Below are 19,813 nucleotides of genomic sequence, written 5' to 3' on the forward strand. Positions count from 1 at the left end.
AGCACCATTGTGCTGCCCGGTGTCCGCCGACGTCACGGCGGACCGGGCTCACCGGGCCGGGGCGGCCAGCCGTACGCCGAGCGCCTCGAGTACCGAGGGGAGGGGGTTGGCGTAGGTCAGGCCGGTCCCGTCCGGCCCACCGGTCTCGGACCCGGCGAAGAGCAGGCCGAGGGCGACGCCGTCCTCGCGGTAGACCAGCGAACCGGAGTCCCCACCGCGGGAGAACGGGCCCGCGCCAGTCGACTCGATCTCGATCTGGTCGTCGAAGCTCAGAGGGCCCAGGTCCCCGTAGTCGACGACGACGTCGTCCAGTTCGATGGCCGAGACCCGTCCTGCCGTCTCGGCTGTGGTCCTGCCGATTTTGCCCACCTGTTCGCCGCCGACGACGGCCTCGGCCGTCGTCACGACCCCGACCGGGTAGGTGGGATCGACCTCCGGCTCGTCGAGCAGGGCGACCGCGGCGTCGACGGTGGCCGCCTGCTCGGGTCGCAACGGCACCAGGTCCGCCAGCGTGCCGATCCGGTCCTGCGGTGCCGCTCCGCCGTCGGCCGGTCCGGGTTGCACGATGACGTCGCCGACCTGCGCCGACGGCGACCCTGCCAGCACGTGCCAGTTCGACAGTGCGAAGACCTCGCCCTCCCCGCGTGTGACGAACGCTCCGAGTGTGCCGGCCGTGACGTCCACGTGCGCGATCGAGACGCCGGGACGCAGCGGCCGGACCCGGCCGGTCTCGCCCTGCGCAGCCTCGACGGGCAACGGCGTCCCGGCCCAGCCGTGACCCAGGCTGAGGATGCGCCCGGTGCGCCGGACGTCGACCTCCGGGCCGGCGTCGCGCGCGAGCTCGTCCGCGACCTCGCGCGACTGCGGTTCGTCCGACCGGTACCGCACCGCAATGCCGTAGCCGCCCGGGTGAACCGACACGCCCACCGCGAGCGTCGGAGCACCGATCACGTCCTCGCTCGTCACGCCACCACGGCCGAACGTGCTGGGCCGGGCGAGCCCGCGGGCGTCGGCGAGATCGCGCGCTCGCTCGGTGAGCCGTCGCTTGAGAGTCCGTGCGTCGTCGAGGTGCATGCACACGAGTGTCCCGGCACGCACCGACATCGGCGCGCCGGGACGCTCGGTGGTCAGGACCGGTCGGTCGCTACTTCTTCCGCGTCTTGGACTTGTTCGCCTTCTGGATGGCGTCGACGAGCTCGTCCTTGTTCATCTTCGACCGGCCGGAGATGTCCAGGTCCTTCGCGACGTCGTACAGGTGCTGCTTGGAGGCGTTCGCGTCAACACCGCCCGCCGTCTTGCGGCTGGTGCTGCGCCCGCCCTTGGCCTGCTTGTCGGACGGGCCGGACTCCTTCTTCGGCTTCCAGCGGTCGCCGACCTTCTCGTGTGTGTGCTTCAGCGCCGAGTACGCCACACGATGGGCACGCTCACCCTCGCCGTACTGCTCGGCGGCGGAGTCGTGCGCCTCGGCGAACGTCCGCTGAGCCTTCTTGCCCGACTTCTGGATGGTTTCCGGCAGTTCGCTCTTCTTCGGCTTGCCACCCTTGGTCATCTTGGGCATCGGTCCCGTCCCTTCCTTCGGGAGTGGTTCGTGACCCCAGAGTGGTGCGCTCGGTGCGCCGACGCATCTCGACACGGCGATCTTCCTGGATCCGTGCCCTGGACAGACATGACCACAGGCTGGGACGAGCCGGCCGCCGACCTCAGGTGGCCGGCATCATCGTGTACTTCGTGGACAGGTACTCCGCGATGCCCTCGAAGCCCCCCTCGCGGCCGATGCCGGACTGCTTGATGCCGCCGAACGGCGCCGCGGCGTTGGAGATGACGCCCACGTTGAGTCCCATCATCCCGGTCTCCAGCCGGTCGATCATGCGGTGCCCGCGTGCCAGGTCCTCGGTGTAGACGTAGGAGACCAGCCCGTACTCGGTGTCGTTGGCGAGGCGTACGGCCTCGTCCTCGCCGGAGAAGGTGGAGATCGCCAGCACGGGTCCGAAGATCTCCTCGCGGAGGATCTCGCTGCCGGGGGCGACTCCGGTGACGACGGTGGGGGCGTAGAAGTGACCGGCACCCTCGATGGCCTCGCCGCCGGTGCGGACGGCCGCACCGCGTTCGACGGCGTCGGTGACCAGCGCGGAGACCTTCTCGACGGCGTCGGAGTCGATGAGCGGACCGATCTGGACGCCGTCCTCGGTCCCGCGCCCGACCGTCATGGTCTGGACCCGTTCGGTGACCCGCGCGCTGAACTCCTCGGCGACCGACTCGTGGACGATGAACCGGTTGGCCGCGGTGCAGGCCTCGCCGATGTTGCGGAACTTCGCCAGCATCGCGCCGTCGACCGCCTTGTCCAGGTCGGCGTCGTCGAAGACGACGAACGGGGCGTTGCCGCCGAGCTCCATGGAGACCCGCAGCACGTTGTCCGCAGCCTGGGCGATGAGCTTGCGGCCGACCGGGGTGGATCCGGTGAAGGACAGCTTGCGCAGCCTCGGGTCGGCGATGACCGGTTCGGAGACCCGGCTCGAGGACGCCGACGTGATGACGTTGACCACGCCCGCAGGCAACCCCGCCTCCTCGAGCAGCTTGACGAAGAACAGCGTGGTCAGCGGCGTGAGCTGGGCGGGCTTGACCACCACCGTGCACCCGGCGGCCAGCGCCGGGGCGATCTTGCGGGTGGCCATGGCGAGTGGAAAGTTCCACGGTGTGATGAAGTACGACGGTCCGACGGGCCGCTGGGAGACGATCGTGCGGCCCGTTCCTTCCGGGTTGAGCCCGTATCGCCCGGTGACGCGGACGGCCTCCTCGCTGAACCAGCGCAGGAACTCCCCGCCGTAGGCGACCTCGCCCCGGGACTCGGGCAGCGTCTTGCCCATCTCCAGGGTCATCAGCAGCGTGAGGTCCTCGGCACGGTCCTGCACCAGATCGAACGTGCGGCGCAGGATGTCGCTGCGCGTGCGGGGCGGGGTGGTCTCCCACTCGTGCTGTGCGGCCACGGCCGCGTCCAGGGCCCGCGTCGCGTCCGCCGCCGAGGCGTCGGCCACCTCGCGGAGCACCTTCCCGGTGGCCGGGTCCTCGACGGCGAGCGTCGCCCCGTTCTCGGCGTCGATCCATCGTCCGCCGATGAACAGTTGGCCCGGCACCTCGGCGAGTAGGGCGGTCTCACGATCGCTCACGGCTGGTCCTCCTCGGATCGACGGCGAAATGCTCGTTGGTGGCGATGGTCGCTGCTCCGGCGTTGGGACGCACGTTCAGGACTGCGTGTCCGCGTCCCCGAGATACGTCCGTACCAACTGCTCGGACCCGCGGGCGAGCAGGGCGACGTCGGCGCCGACGAGGATGAAGTCGGCCCCCGCCTCGAGGTACTGGCGGGCGGCGGCCGGGTCGAACGCGTTGACGCCGGCCGGCTTGCCGGCCGCGGAGATGTCGGCGAGCGCCCCGGCGGCGGCGGCGACGACGTCAGGATGGGTCTGCTGGCCGAGCAGCCCCATCGACGCGGCCAGGTCGCTCGGCCCGACGAAGACACCGTCGATCCCGTCCACGGCCGCGATGGCTCCGGCGTTGCGCAGCGCCTCCTCGGACTCGACCTGGACGAAGACCGAGACGTGGTCAGCGGCGTCGGGCAGGTAGCCCGGTATCCGGTTCCACCGGGCCGAACGGGCGAGACCGCTGCCCACCCCACGGTGGCCGGCCGGTGGGTACTGCGCCATGGCGGCCACGTCCCGGGCCTGCTCCGGCGTCGAGACCATCGGCACCAGGAGGTTCTGGGCGCCGAGGTCGAGGACCTGCTTGATGATGACCGTCTCGCCGATGGGAACCCGCACCATCGGGGTCACCGGGTATCCGGAGACGGCGTAGAGCTGGGCGAGGACGGACTCCAACCCGTTCGGAGCGTGCTCCATATCGATGAGGAGCCATTCCAGTCCGGAGCCGGCCATGATCTCCGCGGTGACGGGTGAACCGGAGCAGACCCACCCGCCGTAGAGCGGACGGTCCGCCGCGGCGAGGCGGTCGCGGAAGGTCGGGTTCAGGTGAAGCGGCATGTGATCGTCCCCATCGGTCCGTAGTCGGCCAGCACGGTGTCACCTTGCTCCACCCACATCGGGCGTGTGAAGGAGCCGGCGAGAATGAGGTCGCCTGCCTCGAGCCGGTCGCCGTGCTGAGCGAGCTTGTTCGCCAGCCACGCGACGCCCGTGGCGGGGTGTCCCAGGACCGCGGCCGCCACCCCCGACTCCTCGATGACCTCGTTGCGGTACAACAGGGCGCTGACCCACCGCAGGTCGACGCTCTCGGGTCGGGCGGGGGTGCCGCCGTGGACCATGGCCCCCATGGCGGCGTTGTCGCTGATGGTGTCGACGATGGTGCGGCCGGCCATCTCGATGCGGCTGGACAGGATCTCCAGCGCGGGGACGACGTACTCGGTGGCGCGCAGGACGTCGAAGACGCTCGCGTGCGGGCCCTCGACGGGCGTGGCGAGAACGAAGGCGAGCTCGACCTCGATGCGCACGTTGGAGAACCGGGCGTGCTCGATGACCGCACCGGACTCGTGGACCATGTCGCCGAAGATCGCGCCGTAGTCCGGCTCGGTGATTCCGGTGGCGGCCTGCATCACCTTGGAGGTGAGGCCGATCTTGCGGCCGACGGGCCGGCGGCCCGCCTCGATGCCGCGGCGGCGCCACTCGTTCTGCACGGCGTAGGAGTCCTCGATCGACATCTCGGGGTACCGCGCCGTCAACAGGGGCACGGTGGCCCGTTCGCGCTCGGCCGTGGCGAGCTCGTCGGCGATCTCGGTGATCTGCTCGGGGGTCAGCATCGGCACGAGCCTAGAGCTGTTCGCCGAGCTTGTACTCGCCCTGCTTCCAGGACGGCAGGTCGTCCTGGCCCTTGCGGGTGTAGGTGAAGCCGTCCGCGCCGACGGTCACGTCCAACTCGCGTTCCTCGGTGCGGGAGACGACCGGCTGGGGGTTGCCGTCCAGGTCGAGGACCAGGGACGCCTCGTTGTACCAGCTGGGCACCACCGGGTTGCCCCACCAGTCGCGCCGCTGGTTGTCGTGCACGTCCCAGGTCACCACCGGGTTGTCCGGGTCGCCCGTGTAGTAGTCCTGGGTGTAGATCTCCACCCGGTGGCCGTCGGGGTCGCGCAGGTAGAGGTAGAAGGCGTTGGAGACCCCGTGCCGGCCCGGTCCGCGTTCGATGCAGTCGGACAGGCGCAGGGCTCCGAGCTTGTCACAGATCGCGATCACGTTGTGCTTCTCGTGGGTGTTGAACGCGATGTGGTGCAGCCGCGGGCCGTCCCCGCCGGTCATGGCGGTGTCGTGCACCGTGGGTTTGCGCCGCATCCAGGCGGCGTAGACGGTGCCCTTCTCGTCCTGGATGTCCTCTGTGGTCCGGAAGCCCAGGTCGGACATGTACTGCACGGCTCGGGGGACGTCGGGGGTCACCTGGTTGAAGTGGTCAAGCCGCACGAGCGCCCCCGGCGTGTAGAGGTCGTAGCGCCACGCGAGCCGCTCCACGTGGGTGACGTCGTAGAAGAACTCGTACGGGAACCCGAGCGGGTCCTCCACGCGCACCGAGTCGCCGACGCCTCGGACGAAGCCCTCCGGTCGGCGCTCGACCCGGCAGCCGAGCTCGGAGTAGAAGGCCTCCGCCTTGTCCAGCTCTTCCGGGCTGCGCACCCGGTAGGAGAAGGCGGCCGCCGCGGCGACCGGCCCCCGGCGCAGCACGAGGTTGTGGTGGATGAACTCCTCGAGGCTGCGCAGGTAGACGGCGTCGTCCTCCTCCGCCGTGACGACCAGACCGAGGACCTCGACGTAGAAGTGGCGTGCCCGCTCCAGGTCGGTCACCACCAGCTCGAGGTAGGCGCAGCGCACCACGTCCGGCGGGGGAGAGGCGGGGGTGGGGATGGGGATGGGGGTCATGGGCTTCCTTGCCTTGCGCGGTCGGTTCAGGCCTTGCCGAAGACGGGGTTGTGCACCTCGCCGAGGGTGATGTGCACGGCCTGCTGGTCGGTGTAGAAGTCGATCGAGCGGTAGCCGCCCTCTTGGCCCAGGCCGGAGGCCTTCACGCCACCGAACGGAGTACGGAGGTCACGGACGTTGTTCGAGTTCAGCCAGACCATGCCCGCCTCGACGCCCTGGGAGAAGTTGTGGGCGCGCTTGAGGTCGTTGGTCCAGATGTAGGCGGCCAGGCCGTACTTGGTGTCGTTGGCCAGCTCGAGCGCCTCCTCCTCCGTCTCGAACGGGGTGATCGCGACGACGGGCCCGAAGATCTCCTCCTGGAAGATCCGTGCCCGGGGTGGGACGTCGGCGAAGACGGTGGGGGCGACGAAGTTGCCCGACTCGAAACCCTCCGGGCGGCCTCCGCCGGCGACGAGGCGGCCCTCGGATTTGCCGAGCTCGATGTAGCTCATGACCTTCTCGACGTGCTCGGGATGGACCAGTGCGCCGACCTCGGTGCTCTCCTCGTGCGGGTAGCCGACCCTGACTCGCCTCGCCTGGGCGGCGTACCGCTCGACGAAGGTGTCGTAGACCTCGCGCTGGACCAGGATCCGGCTGCCGGCCGTGCAGCGCTCGCCGTTGAGCGAGAAGACCCCGAAGATCGTCGCGTTGATCGCCTCGTCCAGGTCTGCGTCGGCGAAAACGACGGCAGGGGACTTCCCGCCCAGCTCCATCGACAGGCCCTTCAGATGCGGGGCGGCGTTCGCGAAGATCAGCTGCCCGGTGGCGGACTCGCCGGTGAAGGAGATGAGCGGGACGTCGGGGTGTTTGACGAGGGCGTCGCCGGCCTCCTCGCCGAGGCCGTTGACGAGGTTGAACACGCCCTCGGGCAGGCCGGCCTCCTCGAAGATGCCCGCCCACAGGGAGGCCGAGAGCGGGGTGAACTCGGCGGGTTTGAGAACCACAGTGTTGCCGGTGGCCAGCGCCGGCCCGAGCTTCCACGACTCCAGCATGAACGGGGTGTTCCACGGTGTGATGAGGCCGGCGACGCCGATCGGCTTGCGGTTGACGTAGTTGATCTGGCGTCCGGGGACCTTGAATGTGTCGTCGGCCTGGGCGACGACCAGGTCGGCGAAGAACCGGAAGTTCTCGGCCGCGCGCCGGGCCTGACCCAGCGCCTGCGTGATCGGCAGGCCCGAGTCGAAGGACTCCATCTCGGCGAGCTGCCGGTCGCGGGAGGTGACGATCTCGGCGATGCGGTGCAGCACCGTCGAGCGCTCGCGGGGGAGCATCGCGGGCCACGGCCCCTCCCGGAAGGCCGTGCGGGCGGCGGCGACGGCGCGGTCGACGTCCGCCTGCTTGCCGGCCGCGGCCTGGATGTAGACCTCGTTGGTGACCGGGTCCAGGACGTCGAAGGTGGCACCGTCGGCCGAGTCGACGAGCTCGCCGCCGATGTAGTGCTGGATCTTCTCGGGCATATCGGGAAGGTGCGGGCGCTCGGACGGCGGGGGCGCGGTCTCGGACATGGTCGTTCCTCCGTCGGTTCGGCAGGGGCCGTGCCGCGTGCGGCGTCGTTGCCCAATGATTCGTACTCGAAATCGTATACTTTTTGCCGACGCGGCGGCAACGGGGTCCGGACGTCACCCACGCGTGGTGTGCGCCTCCCGATCGCGAGAGCGGCTTGTGGGCTCGCCGCGAGGCTCCTACGATCCAGGCACCGTTAAACGAACAACCCGTTCGATTATTGAACATCCGTGGTGCGGGTGGCGATCACGACGACGTGAGGAGTGGACGGTGCAGTTCCATCACCATGGTTATGTCTCCGGTGACCCGCGGACCCAGCCTGCGGCCGGCGTCGGGCTGGATCGTCCAGACGACCTGCCCGACGAGGTCGACGTCCTGATCGTCGGCAGCGGGCCCGCGGGCATGGTCGCGGCCGCGCAGCTCGCCCAGTTCCCCGGGGTGAGCGCGCGAGTCGTCGAGCGGCGCGCGGGCCGCCTCGAGGTCGGTCAGGCCGACGGCATCCAGGCACGCAGCGTCGAGACGTTCCAGGCTTTCGGCTTCGCCGAGCGGATCATCGCCGAGGCGTACCGGATCACCGAGATGAACTTCTGGAAGCCCGACCCGCAGGACGGTGCCCGCATCGTGCGTACGGCACGGACCCAGGACGACCCCACCGGCATCAGCGAGTTCCCACACCTGATCGTCAATCAGGCCCGCGTGCTGGACTACTTCGCCGAGGCGGCCGCGAACGGGCCGGCCCGGCTGCGGCCGGACTACGGCCTGGAGTTCGTGGGCCTCGAGGTGGACACGGGTGGGACCGCGTATCCGGTGACAGTCACGCTGCGCCGCACGGCGGGCGAGCGCGCCGGGCAGGAACGCACCGTGCGGGCCAGGTACGTGGTCGGTTGCGACGGGGCCCGCAGCCCGGTGCGGCAGGCCATCGGGCGCACCCTGGCCGGTGACGCCGCCAACCACGCCTGGGGCGTGATGGACGTGCTCGCCGTCACCGACTTCCCGGACATCCGCACCAAGTGCGCCATCCAGTCCCGCGCGGGCAGCATCTTGCTCATCCCGCGCGAAGGCGGCCACCTCTTCCGGATGTACGTGGACCTGGGTGAGGTCCCTGAGCACGGCAGTGCCCAGGTACGGGCGACGACGATCGAGCAGATCATCGACCAGGCGAACGCCATCCTGCACCCGTACACCCTCGATGTGCGCCACGTGGCCTGGCACAGTGTCTACGAGGTCGGCCACCGGCTCACCGACCGGTTCGACGACGTCCCCGACGCCGAGGTCGGAACCCGGACGCCACGGGTGTTCATCACCGGCGACGCCTGCCACACCCACTCGGCCAAGGCGGGGCAGGGGATGAATGTCTCGATCCAGGACGGATGGAACATCGGCTGGAAGCTGGGCCATGTGTTGTCCGGGCGCGCGCCGGCGGCGCTGCTCCAGACCTACTCGGCCGAGCGGCAGGTGGTGGCGAAGAATCTCATCGACTTCGACAGGGAATGGTCGAGCCTCATGGCGGCCAAACCGGAGGAGCTCGAGGACCCGTCCATCCTCGAGGAGTTCTACGTCAAGACCGCCGAGTTTCCTGCCGGATTCATGACGCATTACACGCCGTCGATGATCACCGCTGAGGACACCCATCAGTCGCTGGCGCGCGGATTCACCATCGGCAAACGGTTCAAGTCGGCTCCCGTGGTCCGGGTGGCCGACACGAACCCCGTCCATCTGGGACATCACGCCCGTGCCGACGGGCGATGGCGGATCTACGTCTTCGCCGACGCCGCCTCGCCCGGCGCAGTCTCACCGACGGCGGACCTGGCCGACTGGCTCGCCACCTCGCCGGATTCCCCGGTCCTGGCCTACACGCCCGCGGGCGAGGACCTGGACGCCTGGTTCGACGTCAAGGTCGTCTACCAGCAGCACCACCACGACGTCGATCTCGGGCAGGTCCCCCGCATCTTCCTGCCACGCGTAGGGCCGTTCCAGCTCATCGACTACGAGAAGGTCTACGCCGCCGATCCCGAGAACGACATCTTCGAGCTCCGTGAGATCGACCGGTCCGGGGCCGTCGTCGTGGTCCGGCCGGATCAGTACGTCTCGCACGTGCTGCCGCTGACCGCGACCGCCGAGCTCGCGCAGTTCTTCGCCGGCGCGATGCGTCCCGACCGCGCGGGAGCGCCCGCCTGACCTGCCGACACGCCATGATGTCCCGGTGACCAGCGCATCCGTGGAAGGCCTCAAGCCGGCCCGCCCGCAGCCTCGTCGGTGGCTACGGGTGCTGGGCGCCGTCGTCCTCCTCGTGCTTCTCGCGGTCGTGGTGGCGGTGGCCGCCACCTGGCTCACCGCCCGGTATTGGTCGGAGAACGTCCTCACCGTCGACGACGACCGGCTGTCCATGGAGATCGAGGCGCCCGCCGCCACCGGCATCCGGCAGATCCACACCACCGAGTGGGAGGAGTGCGGGCCGGTCCGCAGCTACTCGATCCGAGGCACTCGGCCCTCCGACGTGCTGGTCGTTGTCGAACTCGTGCCGACCGAGTGTGCCCGAGCCGCGGAGAACGAGGAGGCGCTCAACGGCCAGCACGGCCTGTACCGCACCATCGACGACGTCCCGCAGCCGGAGGACGTGGCCGAAACGAGCACCTCGCTCGGCGAGGCGGTGATCTTCACCCAGGACTACACCGAGTGCACCAACGTCTGCCGGGACTACCGCGAACCGGTCGCCATCATCGCCCTCGACGAGCCGGTCGATCCGGCGTACCCCACCGTCGTGGTGCGCGGGGACCGAGAGACGGTCGATCGCGAGGAACTCGACGAGATGGTCTCGTCGGTGCGCGCGCCGTACTGACGACCGGGCAGATGTGCCCATCGCCGGCGGTCCGATCAGCGGAGACGATGCCGGGATGACGATGTTTCCGTCCGGCGGCACCGGGCCGCCGCACGTCACCGTTCTGCCACCGCGGAGCCGGCGATGGCCGTGGGTGGTGGGCGTCGTGGTGCTGCTCGTGTGGGCGGTGACGGCGACCGGGCTGCTGTTCGTGCAGGGTGACGGTGAGGCAGACGGGCGCGGCGGTGCCGAGCCCGACGAGCGTGCCCTGCGGATCGCGGACGATCTGCTGTTCGCGGAGCTGACCGTGCCGCGGTCGATGTCCATCAGGGACATCGACACGCGCGAGGGCGCCGAGCACTGTGGTCCGGTGCGCCGCTACACCCTGGGCGACTCGGTCGGCGACCGCGGTCTGTGGATCGAGCTCGTCCCGACGGACTGCCCCGACGTCGGGGGCATGAACCGGCGCATCGGCAACGGCTTCCATGGCCTGTACCGCACCATCGACGACGTCGACGACCCCCGGGACGTCGCGGAGGTCTCCACCGACCTCGGCGAGGCGGTGATCTTCGAGCAGCTGTACTACGAGTGCACGAACTCCTGTACCGACGACATCGAACCCGTGGCCATCATCTCCGTCGACCGGCCGCGCGACTCGGACTACCCGACCGTCGTCCTCCACGTGTCGGGCGACGAACTCGGGCGCGAGCAACTGGCAGACATCGTCGCCACGGTGCAGGAGCCGAGCGTCTGATCGTATAGTCGTGATGTCAGCCGGGTGCCGCGCAGGTGTGGCCCCGGCGGTGCTCGACAAATGGGCACGAAGCGCGTGAGCGCAGCAGGCGCGCGGGCGAGACACATACGGAAGCCATCCGTCGTCTCGAAAGGCCCTCGTCATGCCCACCGTCGCCGCCCATGTCGCCGCCACGCTCGCGGCCCACGTCGACCACGTGTTCGGCCTCATGGGCAACGGCAACGCCCACCTGCTCGATACCCTGGAACGGGACACCGATGTCACGTTCACTGCGGTTCGGCACGAGGCGGGTGCCGTGGTGGCCGCCGATGCCTTCCACCGTGCCTGTGGTGAGCTCGCGGTGGCCACAGCGACATACGGTGCCGGCTTCACCAACATGCTCACGCCGTTGGCCGAGGCGGTCCAGGCTCGCACGCCGATGGTGGTCGTGGTCGGTGACGAACCGACCTCCGGCGCCCGGCCGTGGGACGTCGACCAGATCTCCGTGGCCGCCGGCGTCGGTGCCCGTACGTACACCGTCGCTCGCGCCGACGCCGCCGCCACGACCGCGATCGCTGTCGAGCACGCCCGCGCCGGCCGCCGGCCGGTGGTGCTGGCGATCCCGTACGACGTCGGCGCGCTCGACGCCGGCCCGATCCCTGACCTGCCGCCGGACCGGTTGCCCGAACCGCTCGCGCCGACGGGTCCGGCCACCGAGGCGGCCCTCGACCTCGTCGCGGAGGAACTGGCCGCCGGTCAGCGGCCGGTGCTGGTCGCCGGACGCGGCGCGTGGCTGGCCGGTGCCGGGCCGGCACTGGGGCGGCTCGCCGAGGTCGCCGGCGCCCTGACGACCTCGACGGCGCTCGCACGCGGCGTCTTCCCGGACGCACGGTACGACTTGGGCGTCGCCGGCGGCTTCGGCGCGCCGGGCGCCATGGACCTCGTCCAGCAGGCCGACGTCGCCCTCGTCGTGGGTGCCTCGCTGAACCAGTTCACCATGCGCTTCGGCGAGCTCTTCGGCCCGACGACGCGGGTGATCCAGGTGGACCTCGCGCCGACGGCCACGCACGCGCGCGTCGGAACCTACATCCGTGGCGACGCCGCGCTGGTGGCCGAGGCGCTGGTGCAGCGGCTCGAGGGCTCGGTCGGCCGGTCGGCCGAGCCGGTGCAGCGGCAGGGTCCACCCTGGCGGGAGGCGGTCGACGTCGGTGCCGCCCGGGCGCAGGAGGTCGGCGAGGACGTCGCTCCCGACGGCCGGCTCGACCCCCGCCGCGTGGCCGCCCGGATCGGTGAACTGCTACCCGAGGATCGGGTCGTCGTCTCCGACGGCGGCCACTTCATCGGGTGGGCCAACATGTACTGGCCGGTCGCCGCACCGGACCGGATGATCATGGTCGGCACCGCCTACCAGGCCATCGGGCTCGGGCTGCCGAGCGTCGCGGGCGCCGCCGTCGCCAGGCCCGGCTCGACCATCGTGCTCACCACCGGCGACGGTGGCGGCCTCATGGCGCTGGCCGACCTGGAGACCGCGGTCCGGGTGGCCGGTGGCCGGGGCCTGGCCGTCGTCTGGAACGACGCCGCCTACGGTGCCGAGGTGAACCTGTACGGGCGGCAGGGGATGGCTGACGGCCCGATGCGGATCCCCGAGGTCGACTTCGCCGGGCTCGCCCACGCGGTCGGCGCGGAGGGCGTCGTCGTCCGCGACCTGGCCGACCTCGATCGGCTCGCCGCCTGGGCGGCCACGCCCGCCGGGCAGCGGCGGTTCCTGCTGCTCGACGTGCGGATCTCGGCCGACGTCGTCGCGCCCTACCAGCAGGAGATCATCCGGGCGAACCGCCCGGCACACGACTGACCAATCGGTGCATCGTTGACGAGTCGGTGCATCGTTGACGAGTCGGGGCGGGGTTGACCACTCGCGGGTGGGGTGGGGTCAGCTGAGGTCGGCGGCGGTGCGTGCGGCCGCCGCGGCGACGTGGTGGCCGACACTCGCCGTATCGGGCCGACCGACGGTGACGACCGCGATGGCGGCGCGCGGCTGCAGTCGCGGATGGGGCACGGCCGCGGCGACGGAGCTGATGCCCGGGATGACCTCGTCGTGGCTGGTGGCGTAGCCGGTCTGCCGGGCGGCGGCGACCTCGGGCCGCATCGGTTCGTCGTGCCCGAGCGAGGCCCACTCCGTGGCCGTGAGCAACGTCTGCAGCGCGATGCCCGGCGCCCCCTTGCTCAGCGGGTGCCGTGTGCCGGGCCTCTGCGCCACGGAGGCGTGGACGCGCCGCGGTTCCACCGTGACCAGGGTGACGACGTCGTCGTCGTCCTGGACGGCGACGAACGCCGTCATGCCGACCTCGTTCGCCAGCGCCGTCAGGTGCGGCAACGCCGCGCTCTGCAGGTCCTCGTCGATGTTGCGGGCGAGCACGGCGAGCTGGGGACCGAGCTCGAGGCGCCCGGCGGCGTCCCGGATGACGTAGCGGCGTTCCTCCAGCGTGCGCACGATCCGGTAGGCGATCGACCGGTGGACACCGAGCCGGTCTGCCAGCTCCTGGATGCGTTGCGGCCCATGTTCGGCCAGCAGTTCGATCGCCGCCAACCCACGCGCCAGGGTCTGCGCCCCCGCGGTGCTCCTCTCGGCTGCCATGCGCGCTCGGCCCCCTACGACGCCGCAGACTCGTCGTGCTGCCGGTCCAGGAAGGCGTGCAGCGACCGGAGCCGGTGCTCGCGGACCGCGAGTTCGACCTCCCGGGGATCGGCGCCGTTCTCGAGCAGCTCGACGATCCGCTCGTGCTCCTCGACCGACTCGCGCGCCCGGCCCGGCACGAAGCCGAACGTGGACTGCCGGATCTTGGCGAGCCGGCGCCACCCGTCATCCACCAGCCCGCGGAGCTGCGGGTTGGGGCAGGGATCGGACAGGGCCCGGTGGAAGGCCTCGTTGCGGCGGGTGAACGTCACCGGGTCGAAGTCGTCGAGACTCTGCCGTAACCGGTCGTTCAACCGCCGTGCCTCCGTGACGTGCTGCTCGGTCAGGTGCGGCAGGGCGAACGCGACGGCCGCACCCTCGACGACGGCGAGGGTCTGGGTGGTCTCCTCGAGCTGGCCCGGATCGATGTCCGCCACCCGTGCACCGACGTTGCGCTCGAACGTCACCAGCCCCTCCGCCTCGAGACGGCGGATCGCCTCGCGCACGGGGACGACGGAGACGCCGATCTCCCGCGCGACGGTGTGCAGCACCAGCCGGTAACCCGGCCCGTAGGCGCCGGACTCGATGCGCTCGTGGAGATGGTCGTAGGCGCGCTGGGACTTGCTCGCCGTGTTCATGCCCGCTCCGGACCGTCCGCGCCCTGCGCGGCCTCGGCCTCGTACCGTGCCCGCCACTGCGCATTCATCGGGAACAGCCCGTCGACCGGGTGCCCCTCCTCGACCATCCGGGCGATGAACTCCTCACCGGCCTCCTGCTCCTCGGCCTCGGCGACCAGCTCGCGGACCAGGCCGGGCGGGATGACCAGCACGCCGTCACCGTCGCCGACGACGACGTCGCCGGGTTGGACCGTCGTGCCGCCGCAACTGATCGTCTCGTCGTAGGACCACGGGACGTGTCGCCGTCCGAGCACTGCCGGGTGCGCGCCGGCGACGTAGGTGGTCAGGCCCATCTCGGCGATGACCTCGGCGTCGCGGACGCCGCCGTCGGTGACGATCCCGGCGGCGCCGAGGTGCCGGGCCCGCAACGCAAGGATGTCGCCGAACGTGCCGGCGCCCGGTTCGCCACGGGCCTCGATGACGACGACGTCGCCGGCGTTCAGATCGTCGAAGAGCCGCTTCTGGGCGTTGTACCCGCCGCCGTGCGCGGCGAACAGGTCCTCGCGGCACGGCACGTATCGGAGCGTGCGGGCGGTGCCGACCAGCCGGGCGCCCGGGCGGGTGGGGCGGACGCCGTCGATGCTGACGTTGTTCAGGCCGCGCCCGCGCATCAGTTGGGCGAGAGTGGCGACGGCGACCCTGCCGAGGCGCTCGCGCAGGTCAGCGTCGAGCACCGGCGGGTCCGGCTCGGCGAAGTCGCTGGGTGGGCGCCCCGAGGCGTCCGCCCACTGCTCGGGTGTCGGCTTCGGTCGGGCGCTGTACGGCGGCAGGGGAGTGGTGTCACGTACCGCTCCGGTGCGCAGGCGTCCGGTGGTGCGCCCGGCGGCGGTGACCTCGACCTCGACGGTCTGACCGGGCTCGAACGTCGAGGCGCCGGCGGGGGTGCCGGTGAGGATGACGTCACCGGGCTCGAGGGTGATCAGCTGGGACAGGTCGCTGACGATCTGCGGCAGGCTGAACAGCAGGGTGGCGGTGCTGTCCTGCTGGACGAGCTCGCCGTCGCGCCAGACCCTGATCTCGATCGCGTGCGGGTCGAGCTCGGCGGCCGGGAGCAACGCAGGCCCGATCGGGGTATAGCCGTCGCCGCCCTTGGAGCGCAGGTTCGCTCCCTTGTCCGCCCACCGCAGATCGAAGACCCCCAGGTCGTTCGCAGCCGTGACCCAGGCGACGGCGGACCACGCGTCCGCCTCGCTCAGGCGGCGCGCGGTCCTTCCGATGATGACGGCGATCTCACCCTCGAACCCGAGGATCTCGCAGCCGGCCGGCAGCTCCACGTCGCCGCTCGTGGTCAAGGACGTCGGCGGTTTGAGGAAATACCCGGGGGCCTCCGGCGTGCGCCCCTTCTGGGCCGCGCGGGCGGCGTAGCCGATATGCATGGCGACGACCTTCCCGGGCCGGCCGCCCACCAGCTCCCACGCGCGGTGGGCGCCCACGGGCTGCAGCGGGTCGGCGTCGGGGTCCGGCGTCGTCTGCCTCGTCGCATCGTGCATGGGAGCGATCGTATATCTTTCGGGGTCCGCAGCCGTGGTGCGCCTGCGTCACAGCGTGGTGGACCGCCGTTAGCGACGGCGGCCGCGAGCGCTTGACGCAGCGTGTACGGAATCGTATATCGTTCCGCGGGCGCCCCGAGGCCCCAGTCGATGACACGCCTGACGAAGGAGTCAGTCACCGGATGAGTACGACAACTCCCGCAAGCACCGCGGCGGACCGCCGGAAGGTCGTCGCCGCCACCATCATCGGCACCACCATCGAGTGGTACGACTTTTTCATCTACGCCTTCGCGGCCAACCTGGTGTTCGCACCACTGTTCTTCTCGCCGGCCGGCGAGTCGATGGCCATGATCCTCTCGCTGCTGTCGATCGGCCTGTCGTTCCTGTTCCGCCCGCTCGGCGCCTTCCTGGCCGGCCACTTCGGGGACAAGATCGGACGCCGCCCGATGCTCGTCCTCACCCTTCTGCTCATGGGCGGTGCCACGACGCTCGTCGGCGTCCTGCCCACATACGCGTCCGTGGGCGTCATCGCGCCGGTCGTGCTGATGCTGCTGCGCATCCTGCAGGGCATCTCGGCCGGCGGCGAGTGGGGCGGCGCGGTCCTGATGTCGGTCGAGCACGCGCCGACGGGCAAGCGCGGCCGCTTCGGCATGAGCCCGCAGCTCGGGGTGCCGATCGGGATGATCGTCGCCTCCGGGATCCTGGCGCTCATGCGCGCGATCGCGCCGGGCGAGGAGTTCCTGAGCTGGGGCTGGCGGGTGCCGTTCCTGCTGTCCTTCGTCCTCATCATCGTCGGCTACGTGGTGCGCCGGACAGTGGACGAGTCGCCGGTCTTCCGAGAGATCCGCGAACACCAGGAACAGCAGTCGGCCCCGATCCGCCAGCTCTTCGCCAGGCACGGGCTTCTCGTGGTGCTCGCCGCGCTGCTGTTCGCCGGCAACAACGCGCTCGGCTACATGACGACCGGCGGATTCATCCAAGGACTGGCCTCCCGTCCGGTCGACGAGGGCGGCTACGGCTTCGACCCGGTCGGTGTCCAGCTCGCCATCCTGCTCAGCGCCGCCGTGTGGCTGGTCTCGACCGCCGTCGGCGGGTGGATCAGCGACGTGATCGGGCGCAAACGGACCTACATGATCGGATGGGTCCTGCTCTTCGCAGCGGCCATCCCGCTGTTCGAGCTGGTCAAGCTCGGCGTGGGCGGTATCGCCCTCGGCGCCTCGTTCATGGCCGTCGGTCTCGGCCTGACCTACGGCCCGCAGGCCGCCTGGTACGCCGAGATGTTCCCGGCCTCGATCCGGTACTCGGGTGTCTCGATCAGCTACGCGATCGGCGCCATCGTCGGCGGTGCGTTCGCCAACGTGATCGCGCAGGCGCTGCTCCAGGCCTTCGGAACCACCTGGGCGATCGTGCCCTACCTGGTGCTCATGGTCCTGGTCGCCGTGGCGGCGACCGCCGGGCTGAAGGACCGGCGCGACATCCCGTTGGACATCGACTTCGAGCGGAGCGGCGGCTGGAGCTCCTGGCGTCCGGACACCGCCCGGGACCGGCAGGGATGACCACCGCGGCAGCCACCGGGCCCGGGCCCCGGGTCGCGCTCGTCACCGGCGGCGGGACCGGCATCGGTGCGGCGACGGCGCACCGGTTCGTCGATGCCGGATGGCGCGTGGCGGTCACCGGGCGCCGCACCGGCCCCCTGCAGGCGATCGCCGAGCGCACCGGCGCGCTCATGCTGCCCGCCGACGCGGCCGATCCGGGCCAGGCCGGCGAAGCGGTCGCGGCGGTGCTGCGCGAGTACGGCCGGCTCGACGCGACGGTGGCGAACGCCGGGGGCCACGGATTCTCGAGATTGACCGAGACCACGGATGCCGAGTGGTCCTCGAGCATCCGGGCCAACCTGGACACCGCGTTCGTCACCGCGCGGGCAGCGATGCCGGCGCTCACCGAGACGTGCGGTGCACTCGTCGTCGTCTCCTCGCTCTCCGGCCTCGCGGCTGCGCCCGAGACGCTGGGCTACACGACGACGAAGCACGCGCTGCTCGGGCTGATGCGCTCGATCGCGCGTGACTACGGGCCGCGCGGGGTGCGCGCGAATGCGATCTGCCCCGGGTGGGTACGCACGCCGATGGCCGACGACGAGATGGACGAACTCGCGTCGTCTGCCTCCCTGCCCGACCGGGCTGCGGCCTATACCGCCGCCACCGCCGACGTGCCCCTGCGCCGGGCGGCGGAACCGGCCGAGATCGCCGAGGTCATCCACTTCCTGGCCTCGCCGGCAGCGTCGTACATCACGGGGGCGGTCCTGCCGGTCGACGGCGGCGCGCGGTGTGTCGATCTGCCGACGCTCGCCTTCGACCGGGCCGAGGACTGAACCGCACCGGCGGAGCGCATTCGGTGGAGACCCATCCGCACGGGCAGTCAACCGCCCGGCCGGTGAACACTCGAATAATCGGCGGTGCTCACCCCGCCCGCTGAAAGGAATCGACGTGTCTGCCTCGAACTCGGTACCGGACGGCCGTCTGGCGTCGAACCAGATCGGCGTACCCGGCGTGGTCTTCGTCGTCCTGGCCGCCGTCGCCCCCATGACGGTGGCCATCGTCGTCGCGACACTGGCGGTCGCCCTCGGCAACGGCGGTGGTGTGGTCTTCGCCTTCGCCGCCGTGGCATGTGTGCTGCTGCTTTTCGCCGTCGGCTACGCGCAGATGTCCCGGGAACTGGTCAACGCCGGCGGCTTCTACGCCTTCGTCGTCAAGGGCCTGGGTAAACCCGGCGGACTCGTCGCGGGATTCATCGCGACGATGGGCTACAACTTCTTCGTCGCCGGGGCGATCGGCACGGCGGGCTTCTTCACCTCGCTGGTCATCGGCGAGCTCACGGGCATCGACGTCCACTGGTTCCTGTGCGGCCTGGTGATCATGCTCCTGGCCTTCGCCTTCGCCCGCTCCGGCATTGACATCAGCGCCAAGGTGCTCGGCGTCGCACTGATCCTGGAGATCCTGCTGCTCGCCACCTTCAGCATCTCGGTACTCGTCCGGACCGGTTTCAGCCTCGAGGTCTTCTCCGGCGAGGTCATCTTCGGCGGCTCGCTCGCCGTCGCGCTGCTGTTGGCCGGGACGGCCTTCCTCGGGTTCGAGGCCACCTCCCTGTTCAGCGAGGAGGCCAAGGATCCGCTGCGGACCATTCCGCGCGCGACGTACACGGCCATCGTCGTCATCGGACTACTGCACGCGACCACGGTCTGGGCCCTGGTCAGCGCGGTCGGTGTGCACGAGGCGCAGGACGTCGGCCTCGAGCACCTCGAAGCCGGTGACCTGATGTTCGTCGTCATCGACGAGTACCTGGGCGGTTTCCTGCTCTCGCTCGCGATGGTGCTGCTCGTGGTCTCCCTTTTCGCGGCGCAGCTCGCGTTCCACAACGTGGCCGGGCGGTACCTGTTCTCGCTCGGCCGTGCCGGGATCCTCTTCCGGGGACTCGCGCGAACCCGTGCCAACGGCGTGCCGCAGAACGGACTCATCGTCAACGCGGCGTTCGCCATCGTCGTCGCCGGTCTGTTCGCCGTCTTCGGGCTCGACGCCATCACGACGCTGGTGCCGGTGATGATCGGGTTCGGCACCCTGTGCATCGTGGTCCTGCAGATGCTGGCTGCGCTGGCGATCGTGGTGCACTTCCGTCGGGTCGGGGACGGCCGGTGGTGGAAGACGTTCATCGCGCCGGGGCTGGGATTCCTGGGCCTCGCGTGGATCTCCGTGATGGCCGTGCTCAACTTCCCCCTGCTCGCCGGGTCCGACGCCGCCTACGTCGCGGTGCTGCCGTGGTTGCTCGCCGTCGCCCTCGTCGGTGGGGTCGCCTACGCGGGCTACCTGCGGGCGCGACGCCCCGAGGTCTACGAGCGGCTGCAGACCGACCTCGAGCGTTTCGACGTCGAGCCGGCACAGGTGCGGCAACCGGAGGGCTCCGGTCCGCGAGCCTGATCGGG

17 protein-coding genes are annotated in these 19,813 nt (G+C 70.6%); 7 read left to right on the forward strand and 10 right to left on the reverse strand.

Translation table 11 applies throughout. The features are described 5' to 3' along the window. Positions 1-48 precede the first annotated feature (48 nt). The 7 genes from ACFSE6_RS10980 to hpaE all read right to left on the reverse strand — a co-directional run bounded on the left by ACFSE6_RS10980 (position 49) and on the right by hpaE (position 7,450). Positions 49-1,074: a chymotrypsin family serine protease gene (locus ACFSE6_RS10980; protein ID WP_388006499.1), complete on the reverse strand. Its 1,026-nt coding sequence runs from the start codon at positions 1,072-1,074 to the stop codon at positions 49-51. A 70-nt stretch (positions 1,075-1,144) separates the two neighbouring features. Then, positions 1,145-1,558: a ChaB family protein gene (locus ACFSE6_RS10985; protein WP_388006502.1), complete on the reverse strand. Its 414-nt coding sequence runs from the start codon at positions 1,556-1,558 to the stop codon at positions 1,145-1,147. Positions 1,559-1,700: 142 nt separating this feature from the next. Next, complete coding sequence (locus ACFSE6_RS10990) at positions 1,701-3,164, reverse strand: NAD-dependent succinate-semialdehyde dehydrogenase (RefSeq protein WP_388006505.1); 1,464 nt, start codon at positions 3,162-3,164, stop codon at positions 1,701-1,703. 75 nt (positions 3,165-3,239) lie between these two features. Then, positions 3,240-4,031, reverse strand: coding sequence for an HpcH/HpaI aldolase family protein (locus tag ACFSE6_RS10995; protein ID WP_388006508.1), 792 nt, complete (start codon positions 4,029-4,031; stop codon positions 3,240-3,242). After that, a complete protein-coding gene (hpaH, locus tag ACFSE6_RS11000) occupies positions 4,016-4,801 on the reverse strand; it encodes a 2-oxo-hept-4-ene-1,7-dioate hydratase (protein WP_388006511.1) in 786 nt (261 codons plus the stop codon). The genes ACFSE6_RS10995 and hpaH overlap by 16 nt, the downstream gene beginning before the upstream one ends. 10 nt (positions 4,802-4,811) lie before the next feature. After that, positions 4,812-5,906 carry a 3,4-dihydroxyphenylacetate 2,3-dioxygenase gene (hpaD, locus tag ACFSE6_RS11005; RefSeq protein WP_388006514.1) on the reverse strand — a complete coding sequence of 365 codons (1,095 nt, stop codon included), beginning with the start codon at positions 5,904-5,906 and terminating at the stop codon, positions 4,812-4,814. Between the two features lie 26 nt (positions 5,907-5,932). Then, positions 5,933-7,450: a 5-carboxymethyl-2-hydroxymuconate semialdehyde dehydrogenase gene (gene hpaE, locus ACFSE6_RS11010; RefSeq protein WP_388006517.1), complete on the reverse strand. Its 1,518-nt coding sequence runs from the start codon at positions 7,448-7,450 to the stop codon at positions 5,933-5,935. A 268-nt stretch (positions 7,451-7,718) separates the two neighbouring features. On the opposite strand from hpaE, the gene ACFSE6_RS11015 reads away from it, so the two are divergent. The 4 genes from ACFSE6_RS11015 to ACFSE6_RS11030 all read left to right on the forward strand — a co-directional run bounded on the left by ACFSE6_RS11015 (position 7,719) and on the right by ACFSE6_RS11030 (position 12,851). Beyond that, positions 7,719-9,626 carry an FAD-binding monooxygenase gene (locus tag ACFSE6_RS11015; protein ID WP_388006520.1) on the forward strand — a complete coding sequence of 636 codons (1,908 nt, stop codon included), beginning with the start codon at positions 7,719-7,721 and terminating at the stop codon, positions 9,624-9,626. A 25-nt stretch (positions 9,627-9,651) separates the two neighbouring features. Then, positions 9,652-10,287, forward strand: coding sequence for a hypothetical protein (locus ACFSE6_RS11020; RefSeq protein ID WP_388006523.1), 636 nt, complete (start codon positions 9,652-9,654; stop codon positions 10,285-10,287). Between the two features lie 55 nt (positions 10,288-10,342). Then, on the forward strand, positions 10,343-11,020 hold the full coding sequence (locus tag ACFSE6_RS11025) for a hypothetical protein (protein ID WP_388006526.1): 678 nt from the start codon (positions 10,343-10,345) through the stop codon (positions 11,018-11,020). Positions 11,021-11,162: 142 nt separating this feature from the next. After that, positions 11,163-12,851, forward strand: a complete 1,689-nt coding sequence (locus ACFSE6_RS11030; protein WP_388006529.1) for a thiamine pyrophosphate-binding protein — start codon at positions 11,163-11,165, stop codon at positions 12,849-12,851. Positions 12,852-12,929: 78 nt separating this feature from the next. Here ACFSE6_RS11030 and ACFSE6_RS11035 read toward each other — a convergent pair whose 3' ends face one another. Genes ACFSE6_RS11035 through ACFSE6_RS11045 form a run of 3 tightly spaced genes read right to left on the reverse strand, consistent with a single transcriptional unit; the run spans position 12,930 to position 15,840 of the window. Then, a complete protein-coding gene (locus tag ACFSE6_RS11035) occupies positions 12,930-13,634 on the reverse strand; it encodes an IclR family transcriptional regulator (RefSeq protein WP_388006532.1) in 705 nt (234 codons plus the stop codon). Positions 13,635-13,648: 14 nt separating this feature from the next. Further along, on the reverse strand, positions 13,649-14,311 hold the full coding sequence (locus tag ACFSE6_RS11040; RefSeq protein WP_388006535.1) for a GntR family transcriptional regulator: 663 nt from the start codon (positions 14,309-14,311) through the stop codon (positions 13,649-13,651). After that, positions 14,308-15,840: a fumarylacetoacetate hydrolase family protein gene (locus ACFSE6_RS11045; protein WP_388006538.1), complete on the reverse strand. Its 1,533-nt coding sequence runs from the start codon at positions 15,838-15,840 to the stop codon at positions 14,308-14,310. Before ACFSE6_RS11045 ends, ACFSE6_RS11040 begins: the two co-directional genes overlap by 4 nt. 182 nt (positions 15,841-16,022) lie before the next feature. On the opposite strand from ACFSE6_RS11045, the gene ACFSE6_RS11050 reads away from it, so the two are divergent. The 3 genes from ACFSE6_RS11050 to ACFSE6_RS11060 all read left to right on the forward strand — a co-directional run bounded on the left by ACFSE6_RS11050 (position 16,023) and on the right by ACFSE6_RS11060 (position 19,808). After that, positions 16,023-17,396, forward strand: coding sequence for an MFS transporter (locus ACFSE6_RS11050; protein ID WP_388006541.1), 1,374 nt, complete (start codon positions 16,023-16,025; stop codon positions 17,394-17,396). After that, entirely contained in the window at positions 17,393-18,208 is an 816-nt protein-coding gene (locus ACFSE6_RS11055) for an SDR family NAD(P)-dependent oxidoreductase (protein WP_388006544.1), read from the forward strand. The genes ACFSE6_RS11050 and ACFSE6_RS11055 overlap by 4 nt, the downstream gene beginning before the upstream one ends. Positions 18,209-18,323: 115 nt before the next feature. After that, positions 18,324-19,808, forward strand: a complete 1,485-nt coding sequence (locus tag ACFSE6_RS11060) for an APC family permease (protein WP_388006547.1) — start codon at positions 18,324-18,326, stop codon at positions 19,806-19,808. Positions 19,809-19,813 lie beyond the last annotated feature (5 nt).

This window comes from Georgenia deserti (assembly GCF_042680605.1).
Taxonomy (GTDB): Bacteria; Actinomycetota; Actinomycetes; order Actinomycetales; family Actinomycetaceae; genus Allobogoriella; species Allobogoriella deserti.

What these genes read in the sequence shown, in the direction of transcription:
- ACFSE6_RS11055 (WP_388006544.1), top strand. Translation starts at nt 17,393, where the DNA reads ATGACCACCGCGGCAGCCACCGGGCCCGGGCCCCGGGTCGCGCTCGTC.
- ACFSE6_RS10995 (WP_388006508.1), bottom strand. Translation starts at nt 4,031, where the DNA reads ATGCCGCTTCACCTGAACCCGACCTTCCGCGACCGCCTCGCCGCGGCG.
- hpaE (WP_388006517.1), bottom strand. Translation starts at nt 7,450, where the DNA reads ATGTCCGAGACCGCGCCCCCGCCGTCCGAGCGCCCGCACCTTCCCGAT.
- ACFSE6_RS11035 (WP_388006532.1), bottom strand. Translation starts at nt 13,634, where the DNA reads ATGGCAGCCGAGAGGAGCACCGCGGGGGCGCAGACCCTGGCGCGTGGG.
- ACFSE6_RS11030 (WP_388006529.1), top strand. Translation starts at nt 11,163, where the DNA reads ATGCCCACCGTCGCCGCCCATGTCGCCGCCACGCTCGCGGCCCACGTC.
- ACFSE6_RS11050 (WP_388006541.1), top strand. Translation starts at nt 16,023, where the DNA reads ATGAGTACGACAACTCCCGCAAGCACCGCGGCGGACCGCCGGAAGGTC.
- ACFSE6_RS11025 (WP_388006526.1), top strand. Translation starts at nt 10,343, where the DNA reads ATGACGATGTTTCCGTCCGGCGGCACCGGGCCGCCGCACGTCACCGTT.
- ACFSE6_RS11045 (WP_388006538.1), bottom strand. Translation starts at nt 15,840, where the DNA reads ATGCACGATGCGACGAGGCAGACGACGCCGGACCCCGACGCCGACCCG.
- ACFSE6_RS11040 (WP_388006535.1), bottom strand. Translation starts at nt 14,311, where the DNA reads ATGAACACGGCGAGCAAGTCCCAGCGCGCCTACGACCATCTCCACGAG.
- ACFSE6_RS10985 (WP_388006502.1), bottom strand. Translation starts at nt 1,558, where the DNA reads ATGCCCAAGATGACCAAGGGTGGCAAGCCGAAGAAGAGCGAACTGCCG.
- ACFSE6_RS10980 (WP_388006499.1), bottom strand. Translation starts at nt 1,074, where the DNA reads ATGCACCTCGACGACGCACGGACTCTCAAGCGACGGCTCACCGAGCGA.
- hpaD (WP_388006514.1), bottom strand. Translation starts at nt 5,906, where the DNA reads ATGACCCCCATCCCCATCCCCACCCCCGCCTCTCCCCCGCCGGACGTG.
- hpaH (WP_388006511.1), bottom strand. Translation starts at nt 4,801, where the DNA reads ATGCTGACCCCCGAGCAGATCACCGAGATCGCCGACGAGCTCGCCACG.